Annotated in this window: 6 protein-coding genes; 3 read left to right on the forward strand and 3 right to left on the reverse strand. The window is 53.8% G+C overall.

The window, feature by feature from the left end:
• Positions 1 to 379 precede the first annotated feature (379 nt).
• Genes D5S03_RS07080 through D5S03_RS07090 form a run of 3 tightly spaced genes read left to right on the forward strand, consistent with a single transcriptional unit; the run spans position 380 to position 2954 of the window.
• Positions 380 to 1699, forward strand: a complete 1320-nt coding sequence (locus tag D5S03_RS07080; RefSeq protein ID WP_008871737.1) for a M48 family metalloprotease — start codon at positions 380 to 382, stop codon at positions 1697 to 1699.
• Positions 1700 to 1722: 23 nt separating this feature from the next.
• Positions 1723 to 2112, forward strand: coding sequence for a DUF3568 family protein (locus D5S03_RS07085; protein ID WP_008871738.1), 390 nt, complete (start codon positions 1723 to 1725; stop codon positions 2110 to 2112).
• A gap of 35 nt (positions 2113 to 2147) precedes the next feature.
• Positions 2148 to 2954 carry a PilZ domain-containing protein gene (locus D5S03_RS07090; RefSeq protein ID WP_008871739.1) on the forward strand — a complete coding sequence of 269 codons (807 nt, stop codon included), beginning with the start codon at positions 2148 to 2150 and terminating at the stop codon, positions 2952 to 2954.
• On the opposite strand, the gene D5S03_RS07095 is transcribed toward D5S03_RS07090, so the two are convergent.
• From D5S03_RS07095 to D5S03_RS07105, 3 genes are all read right to left on the reverse strand, one after another.
• Positions 2951 to 4006 carry a glycoside hydrolase family 26 protein gene (locus D5S03_RS07095; protein WP_008871740.1) on the reverse strand — a complete coding sequence of 352 codons (1056 nt, stop codon included), beginning with the start codon at positions 4004 to 4006 and terminating at the stop codon, positions 2951 to 2953. The two genes, D5S03_RS07090 and D5S03_RS07095, sit on opposite strands and share 4 nt — an antisense overlap.
• Complete coding sequence (locus tag D5S03_RS07100) at positions 3993 to 5660, reverse strand: glycosyltransferase family 2 protein (protein WP_287043200.1); 1668 nt, start codon at positions 5658 to 5660, stop codon at positions 3993 to 3995. The genes D5S03_RS07095 and D5S03_RS07100 overlap by 14 nt, the downstream gene beginning before the upstream one ends.
• Before the next feature lie 33 nt (positions 5661 to 5693).
• Positions 5694 to 7795 (reverse strand): tetratricopeptide repeat protein (locus tag D5S03_RS07105; RefSeq protein ID WP_287043201.1); only part of this gene is annotated, 2102 nt, incomplete at its 5' end.

The raw sequence follows: 7795 nt of genomic DNA on the forward strand, positions 1-7795 counted from the left end.
CTCCCCTCCTTGGTTAAGGAGGGGCCGGGGGTGGTTCGTTCTGATTAACCACTTCCTTATCCAGATTCCCGCAGGTTCGGCTATGTCGCTGTCACGAAAACCTGTCATTTTATGCCTGCGGCACGGACCACTCCCCTCCTTGGTTAAGGAGGGGCCGGGGGTGGTTCGTTACAAATGATCATTTCCCTTCAGTCTCTCGCAGGCTCTTTTCAGGGCCCGCCAGGTTGAGAAGCTTATAACACAAATCACATTTTCTGATAAATTTGCCTTGCCTTGCCAATCATTTCGCAATAATATAACTTTAACCTGAACAGTGTACCAGTTAAATTCAGGCAGACCATGCAGCAGACAACCTCTAACCTCAAAGACCAGAAAAACCATGAACATAAGCCGGATTCAAAACAAAACCCCGCGCCTGAGCCGCAGGCACTTTCTCTATCTGGCCGGCATAGGATCTTTGTCCCTGGCAACCGGCTGCGCCACTCATCCGGTTACCGGACAGCGCCAGTTCATGCTCATGAGCGAAAGCCAGGAGATAGAACTGGACAAAGAGAATTCTCCGCACCAGATTTCAGCCGACTACGGGGTGGTTCAGGACAAAAATCTTCAGGACTACGTTTCCGGGGTGGGCCGGGACATGGCATCCAGAAGCCACAGGCCGGACATGCCCTACTCCTTCAACACGCTGAACGCCACCTACATCAATGCCTACGCTTTTCCCGGAGGTACCATCGGGGTCAGCAGGGGGATCCTGCTGGAACTCCAGGACGAGGCGGAACTGGCTTCTCTCATCGGTCATGAACTTGGGCATGTCAATGCCAGACATACCGCCCAGCGAATGACCAGGGGCATGCTGGCCCAGGTGGTCTTTACCGGGGCCGCAGCGGCAGCAGGCCCACAATGGGAAAACGTAGTGGCCGGACTGGGCGGCATCGGAACAGGGGCACTTCTGGCCAGCTACAGCCGCAACCAGGAAAGAGAGGCCGACGAGCTGGGCCTGGAATACATGGCCCGGGCGGACTACAATCCGGAAGGATTTGTAGGACTTATGGAAATGCTCAAGGACATGTCCGGAGAAGACAGAGGCTCTCTGGAAATGCTTTTTTCCACTCATCCCATGAGCAGCGAGCGTTATCAGACCGCGGTCAACCGTGTGCGCACGGACTACCAAAAAAACAGCAAACCCCTGTATCGTGAGCGCTACATGGACAATACGGCCCGGCTTAGACAGATTAAACAAGCCGTTCAGGACATGCAGGAAGGCGACGACCTCATGCGGGCCAAAAAACCCGGGGAAGCCGGGGAAAAGTATTCATCCGCTCTGCAGGCGGCTCCGGAAGACTACGTGGCCAACCTGAAAATGTCCAAGTACCTTTTGTCCAGGGACAACAATTCCCAGGCCCGCAAATATGCCTCGGAAGCCAGGGAGATCTACCCTGAAGAACCCCAGGCCATGCATATCCTGGGTATGGCCTGGCTCAGGCAGGAGAAATTCGAGCAGTCCCTGGCCGAGTTCAGTAGATATCAGGAGCGTCTGCCTGGTAATCCCAACACCCTGTTTTTTCAGGGTTACAGCTATGAAGGCATGGGCCGCAGGAATCAGGCGGCGGAAAAATACTATGCCTTTCTGCAGCAGGTAAATCAGGGGGATAAAGCCCAGCACGCCTACAACAGGCTCAAGGAATGGGGCTACATTTAGTCAACCTTAAACCGGAGAGAGCCATGCCCGCCATTAAACAAAAAATCCACTTTCTGCTTATCCTTTTTCTCTGTCTGAACCTTTCCGGGTGCCTCTTCGCCCTGGGAGGAGCCGCCGGCGGGGGAGCAGCCATCTACTACAAAGGCTGGCTACGGGAAAAAGTGGCCAGAGACATGTACACCGTGCATGAAGCCACTCTCAAGGCCATGGAAGTCAAAAACATAAGCCTGGAGGAAGAAACTGAATACACCGACAGATTCAGAATTCAGGGCAAATACATGGACGGAACCAATGTCTGGATCACTGTCAAGCACCTGACCGCAAACAGCTCCCAGATAAATATCCGGGTGGGCGTCCTGGGAGACGAATCCCGCTCCCGCGCCCTGTGGGATGAAGCCCGGCGGCACATGTAGTTTTTGCGGATACTGTATTTGAAGACGTGATACCCATGAGCACTATTGAACAGCGCACCGAGGAACGACTGCCCCTGGAGATGGCCATTCTGCCTTTTCTGGGTTCCAGGGAAGAGGACTATCAGCCTTTTCAGTATATTATCCAGGATTTCAGTCAGAACGGCGTACGCATCGCCATCCCTTCCTGGCTTCAGAGCCGGGAAAAACTGTACCGGGGAGACAGGGTAAACCTGCATCTGCCGTACAAGTTCCAGGGACAGAGCAGAAACCAGGGCAGCGTGGCCTGGGAGACCTGGGAAGACCAGGCCGCAGCCCAGGTCTGTGGTGTGGCCCTGGACAAAAGCTTTCCCGAAACATATCCGGTGTTCATCTCTCTGGAGACCAGGGAACTGGTCATCGGGCTGGAAAATTTTGAGGATGAAGCCAGTCTCTTGCTTCTGGTCTTAAAAGACATCGCCATGCTCAAAAGAGGCATGCTCATTTACCTGGAACACCTGGCCACTTACTTCACCAGGGTCTCCGAATTCTCCAGGGAGGAATACGCCCTTTTTCGACGCATGATCATAAACGACATCAAAACCGGCATGCAGAAAAACCACGACTACCTGAGCAGCCTTTACTCAAAGGCCCTGTCCCTGCACAGCCGGAACCAGGACATCATGGAAATTCTGGACATTGACGAGTTGCGCCAGAGCGTACAGTCGGAAATCTATGTGGACCTTTTCAGTTCGGTACTTAGCATCGAAACCATAAACATGTACCTCATGGCCCTGAAAACCCTGGAGAAAAAAAGCTACAACAACTACAACACCTTAGTCATGCTCTACCTGAACAGCCTCTAAGGCTGCCTGCGCTGAAAGTCAGGCAGGGGCGAAAACAGCTTCCTGCGCACTTCCCCCGGGTACCTGCATTCTTCACCGGCTGCAAGCCTCCAGTCTTCCTCCTTGTCCACCTGGAACCATATTATCCCGTCCAGGCCCCACCTGGAGGCGGTCTCAAAGGCATTTTGCACCCATACATCCCTGTCTCCACCCTCTGCCGGAGAGGCTGTCTCAAATACAAACAGAGGCTTTTCCGGGCTTATGGACGTAAGTTCAGAATATATGTGCTCAAATATCTCCTCAAAGCTTCGCCAGCTGCTCTGCCAGCCATGCTCTTCCATGGTCCGGGTATAGGCCCAGTTGTAGCCGTCCATACCCAGGACATCCACATAGTCATCCCCTGGATAATAATTCCTGGCCTTGTTCCAGTGGGCCCCCTGCTCAGGAGAAGGCACTGAACCGGCATTTGGACAGAAGGCGAAAAGAGCGTTTCCAGCATCTTCATCTCTGAACCGCTTCACTACGTATTGAAACATCTCCTGGTAGCGTTCCGGACTTTCAGGGCCGTATTCTTCCCTGCTTCCTCCCCAGTGATAGCGATCCAGATTCATCTCATGGGCAAAGCGGATGATCACCGGATATTCCAGATCCTTTATGCGGGAGGCAAAGCCCTGGATATAGTCGTCGTATCTTCCCTGCAGGATATCACCGGCCGCAATCATGTGCTCCTGTCCATGACTGTCGTAATACATGGGTTCCCAGGTGACCACTGCCATGGCCCCGAAGCTGTGCACCGCCTCCAGTGTCTTGCCGGGGAAATTCATCTCTTCAGGGTCCTGCGGCCATTGCAGAAAGAAATTGACCATGCTCACCGGCAGACCGGTCTTGTTTTCCTTGTCTTGAAACACTTGCGGCTGTTCAGGCAGGCCCTCTACAGCCAGGCCGAAATAAAGCTGCCTCTTATGCTCTTTTTCAGACTGTTGCCCGTTGTTTACTTCCCTGCAGCCATAAAACCCGGCAGACAGGAACATGGCGAACACCACTACCGCTAAAAGCTTTTTACTTGTTCTCAACACTTTCCTCCAGGCCTTCCTCCAAAGGATGATTAAAGTGCACCGCCGCTGAAAGAATAAGAAAATGATACAGGCACCAGAAGCTGGTTACAGACAGGGCCATAATCAGTTCACGTTCGTAATATATTCTCATCCCCGCCCAGATAATGGCCACGAAACACAAAGCTGCAAGTCCCACCTGGGGCCACAGGGCATGCATGGGCAATGACAGGCTCTGCCCCTTGGGCGTAGTCTTAAATGTGCCCCGGTAACCCAGGACAGCCAGCAAAGAGGCCTTCATGTACACCGGAAAGCAGATGGCCTGCAGCAGAACTCCGCTGACGATCTCTGAAGCCTTGTAGTGCCTCTGGCGCAGGGACCATATAAACATAGTAAATGTCATGAGAATATAGGGCACGTAAAACATGAAGTACAGTTCCGGACGGGCAAAATAGGTAGGAATATTGAACAGGATAAACAGGATAGGTGAAATAACCAGGACAAACAGGACCCAGCCTACGAAATAGTGTGTCCCGGAAAGCATGTACTCCCACCACTTGTATATGGGAAGCTCGCGGGGATTTTTCCAGAGCCTGGACAGGATGGTTCTGAAAAGGCCTACCGTGCCCAAAGCCCAGCGGAACTGCTGCTTGAAATACCCTCCCAGGTCCTCCGGGCCGTCTCCAAAGGCGCTGACCTTGTTCAGATATGCCGATTTCCAGCCCCGCAGGTGAAACTTAAGGGAGGTGGCAAAGTCCTCAGTGACCGAGGATTCATCAAAGCCGCCCACGTCCCTTAAGGCCTCGCGTCTGAAAATGACATTGGTCCCGCAGCAGAACATGGCGTCCTGCTGGCTTTTGCCCTCGCAGATGTATTCGTAAAAAACAGCCTGCTGCAGGCCGGCCCCCCTGGACACCCGGTTGTGCTCAAAATTGCTGTAGTACTGCGGTGTCTGAATAAAGGCCACTGCTGGATTGGCCTCCATCCTGGAAACTAAGGCCTCAACGAAATCAGGCAGGGGTTTTTGATCCGCATCAAAGACGATTATGTATTTCTCATCTCCAGGTTTTATGGTCTCCCCCTGGACATAGGAAACAAATTCGAAGCCCTCAGGCGGATTTTTGTCCAGAAAATCATTGAAGTCGTTGATCATACCCGCCTTGGCTCCCCTCCACCTGCGCCGGAAAAGATTTACCCCGATCCTGCGGCACAGATCGTCGATCTCAAGCCTGTATTTTTCCGCCTCCCCCGGCTTCCAGTCCGGCAGGTCATAGCGGGTGTCGTCCAGAAAGTAGATCTTTTTATTGGGGTAAGTTAGATTGTAAAAGCTGATCAATGTATCCTCCACCACATGCAGAGGCTCGCGGTAAGAGGAAACAATTATGGCCACTGGTGGATAATCTATCAGGCTGGCCTGAACAAGGTGGTTTTCCGACCCTGTTTTTCCCTCTGAATTGATCACTCTGAACAGGTTCAGGAAATATCCGAAACCGTGGGTCAGGATAAAGGCCTGGGCCAGAAGAAGAAGCAGCCCGAAAAACTTTTCATACCAGGCATAATCGGCAATTATAAAGGTAAAGGTCCTGGCCATGAGGTATAAAATGATAAACATCAGGGTCAGGACTATCCCGCCCAGAAGCAGGTTGTTTTTAAAGGCTGTCTTGTTCTGGCTCATGATGATCCCGGTATTTCGGCGCTAAGCCGGGGTTTAAAACCTGTAGAAAAGGCCCAGGTCCAGCGAGGCCGCATCCCACTCCCTGGAATTGTGCCACATGGCCTGGGTGTTGATGCCCAGCCCGTTTTCAAACTCACGGCTCCATGTTCCCCGGACCTCAACGGAATGATTTTTGTCCTTTTCCGTGCCCAGGCTAAGCTCAAGCTGGTAAAAATGATCCCTGGCCCCGCAGAAGAAGTCTCTGGCCAGGTCATGGGTAAACTCAAAAGTAACAGAACTGCCCCAGTGATCTTCCGGAGTCCAGTAGGGGTGTTTGAAATCCGCCTGAATATTGCAACCCTGCCCATTGGAGCAACCCTGGTATGTCCTGGAGGTGTCCCTGTACTCCCCGGACAGAATGGTCCTGAAGCGCCTGGGGTGGTCGGTAAAGGAGTAGCCTGCACTTACCCCGTACACGACCCCGTGGTTGTCGTCGCTGTAGTCCAGGTATCCGGCACTGAGGCCCAGTTCCAGCCTTCGCAGGGGATAAATATCCAGACCGGCCTCCCAGTTCTCGGTGTATACCCCCTGGGCCAGGGCTATGGCATTGGCCACAGTCTCCCTTTTTTCGTAGCCCAGGGTCAGCCGGGCATAATCGTCCAGGTTGAACATCATGTCCAGATGCCCCAGAAAAAGATCATCCAGGTCGATGCTTTCCCTTTCCATCTTAGAGCCCCGGGTCTGAAGATCATTCGCGTAAGACTTATAGGTCAACCCTCCGGCCAGGGTAAAATGAGGTCCGGTTACCATCTCCCCGGTCAGGCTGACTCCCGAGGCCTGGACTGTTCCGGCGTGTTTTTGGGGCGACTCGAAATACCTGTGCCCGGTTACTCTAAAGCTGTGCCTTGATCTTAAAGGTACATCCAGGCCCATATCCAGCCTGTGCCTGTCCATGCGGGCCAGCTCCCCCCTGCCCCTTTCGCTCCAGAAACTGTAATTGCCCGAAAAACCCGGCCTGGAACGCTTTTTTCGCCTCTCAAGAGCCCTGGAGGCCTGTCCGTGCAGGGGATCTATTGCCAGCAGTTCCTGGTAAGCTTTTTCTTCCTCGTCCCCCAGGCCAAGGACGCAGCAGGCCTGGGCCAGGTCAAACCGGGCCTCCTGGTTGCCCGGTTCATGCTCCACCAGTTTCTGCAGATGCCGCCTGGCCGGGGCAAAGCGCTCATTCCACAAAAGCTTCTTGGACTGGCGCTCCAGTTCCGCCTGTTTCTGAATCACGTACCTGTAGCCCAGGCTGCGTCTTAGCTCATCCATCTCCCGGCGGCTCTCCCGGCCGAGATCCCGGCCGTGCCGTCCGAACCAGTCGAAAAAGCCTTCAAAACCGGCATAGACAGAGCCTGCGCTTACTTCCCGCTCTAAGCCGGCTATTGCCTGCTCCAGGATTTGTCTCTGTGATGTGTCCAGATCCTGCAGTCTCTGTAAAAGCATCTCATCCACAGCAGGAGTGCTTATAAGCTGGTAATACCTGTCCCCTGTGTCAGCTTTTTTGCCCCAGTAAGCAGTGCGCGCCGCCTCCCGGATCACGACATGATTGTCCTGGTTTTTTGTGTAAAGCTGATCATAGGCCTCAAGGCTTTCTGCATATTGTCTGGACCAGGCCAGCACCCTGGCCCGGGTCAGCAGCAGTTTGTAGCTTTCCGGAAATTCCTCCAGCATCATGTCCAGGATTTCCAGGCTGGCAGAGTATCTGCCCTTGGACCCGTAGACTTCGGCCAGTCCTGCTCCGGCTTCAAAGGATCCAGGATCGTGAGCAAGTGCGCTGTCATAGACTTCCGCAGCCAGCTCAAACTCCCCCTGCCCGGCCAGTGCCTGGGCCAGGTGCGTCAGCACTGCCGGATTGGTTTTCTCCTTCAGCACCTTCTCCACATGCTCCTGCAGCGGTTTTCCCCTGGCCTGAGCCAGCAGAGTAAAGACCTCTGGATTGTATTCATCCAGGGCTGCCGCCTTCTCAAGGAAATAAACCGCCTTGTCCGGATTACCCCTTTTCATCTCCACCCGGGCCAGTCCGGGCAGGGCCTGAACCTTGAGATTCTCATGCCCGGAGGCTTTTTCAAAGAGCTTCTGGGCATCTTCCAGGCGGCCCTTTTGCAGGTAGGCCC

It is taken from the genome of Desulfonatronospira sp. MSAO_Bac3 (genome assembly GCF_003838035.1).
Classification (GTDB): Bacteria; Desulfobacterota; Desulfovibrionia; order Desulfovibrionales; family Desulfonatronovibrionaceae; genus Desulfonatronospira; species Desulfonatronospira thiodismutans.